Origin of the sequence: Streptomyces capoamus (assembly GCF_014654935.1) — a bacterium.
GTDB lineage: Bacteria > Actinomycetota > Actinomycetes > Streptomycetales > Streptomycetaceae > Streptomyces > Streptomyces capoamus.
The window spans coordinates 496,765-498,312 of record NZ_BNBF01000002.1; the positions used below are offsets into that span (position 1 = coordinate 496,765).

Here is a 1,548-nt window from a genome sequence, read left to right on the forward strand (position 1 = left end):
GCGCGGTGATCAGCTCGGCGTCCGCCTCGGGCGTACGGCGGTCCCGGCGGTCCACCGTCGTGCCCTTGTCCACCCAGGCCGCGTGCTGCTCCAGGGTGGCCGCGTCCATGCCGGCCACGGCGGCCTCGCCCAGGACGGAGAAGCCGGTCTGTACGGCGGCGAGGTCCAGCGGGCAGTTCTCGTCGGCGCCGGCGCCGAGACCGGTGGTCCGCGCCGGGGCCGCGGGCCGCGCGGCCGTCGGAGCGGTGTCGGCGACGGGCTGCCCGGTGCGGCCCTCGACCGCCTGCGCGACCGCCTCCGCCGTGAGCACCAGTCCCGTCGCCCCGGTACAGGAGACGACGACGTCGGCACGTGTCAGTTCGCCGGCCACGGCGTCCATCGGCACCGCGCGGGCGCTCACCGCGGTGTCCTCGTCCTCGGTGAGGATGCGGACGAGCCGCTCGGCGCGCTCGAAGGTGCGGTTGGCGACGACGACCTCGGCGATGCCGGCGCGCGCGAGGGTCGCGGCGGCCAGGGACGACATCGACCCGGCGCCGATGACGAGGGCCGTGCGGCCGGCCGCCCAGTCCTCGACGTTCCCGCCCGCGGCCAGCTGCTCCAGGCCGAAGGTGACCAGGGACTGGCCGGCGCGGTCTATGCCGGTCTCGGAGTGGGCGCGCTTGCCGACCCGGAGGGCCTGCTGGAACAGGTCGTTCAGCAGCTTGCCGGCGGTGTGCAGGTCCTGGGCGCGGGCCAGGGAGTCCTTGATCTGGCCGAGGATCTGTCCTTCGCCGACGACCATGGAGTCCAGGCCGCAGGCCACCGAGAACAGGTGGTGGACGGCCCGGTCCTCGTAGTGCACGTACAGGTAGGGCGTCAGCTCTTCCAGGCCGACGCCGCTGTGCTGGGCGAGCAGCGTGGACAGCTCGGCGACACCGGCGTGGAACTTGTCCACGTCGGCGTACAGCTCGATGCGGTTGCAGGTGGCGAGCACCGCGGCCTCGGTGGCGGGCTCGGCGGCGACCGTGTCCTGGACCAGCTTGATCTGTGCGTCCGTGCTCAGCGCCGCCCGCTCCAGCACGCTGACCGGGGCGCTGCGGTGGCTCAGTCCGACGACGAGGAGGCTCATGCCGGCATCACGGCGGGGACGTCCCCGTCGGGTCCCTGGTCGGCGGAGTCCTCGCGGGTGGCGGCGGGCAGGGCGCCGTCGCCCGCGGCGGTCTCCTCGCCGGCCTTGCGCTGCTCGTGGAAGGCGAGGATCTGCAGCTCGATGGAGAGGTCGACCTTGCGCACGTCGACGCCGTCCGGGACGGACAGCACGGTCGGCGCGAAGTTCAGGATGGAGGTCACGCCGGCGGCCACGAGCCGGTCGCAGACCTGCTGGGCGGCACCGGCGGGGGTCGCGATCACACCGATCGAGACGCCGTTGTCCTGGATGATCCGCTCCAGGTCGTCGGTGTGCTGGACGGGGATGCCGGCGACCGGCTTGCCGGCCATCGCCGGGTCGGCGTCGATCAGGGCGGCGACCCGGAAGCCACGGGAGGCGAAACCGCCGTAGTTGGCCAGGGC

The 1,548-nt window shown here is 73.9% G+C and carries 1 protein-coding gene and 1 pseudogene; both read right to left on the bottom strand.

What is annotated here, in order from left to right; translation table 11 throughout:
* The coding region (hemA, locus tag IE312_RS38990) for a glutamyl-tRNA reductase (protein ID WP_229899131.1) at nt 1–1,108 on the bottom strand (1,108 nt) is incomplete at its 3' end.
* Nucleotides 1,105–1,548 (bottom strand): annotated as a pseudogene (locus IE312_RS38995) (redox-sensing transcriptional repressor Rex); the annotation flags it as partial. The gene hemA and the pseudogene IE312_RS38995, both read right to left, overlap by 4 nt.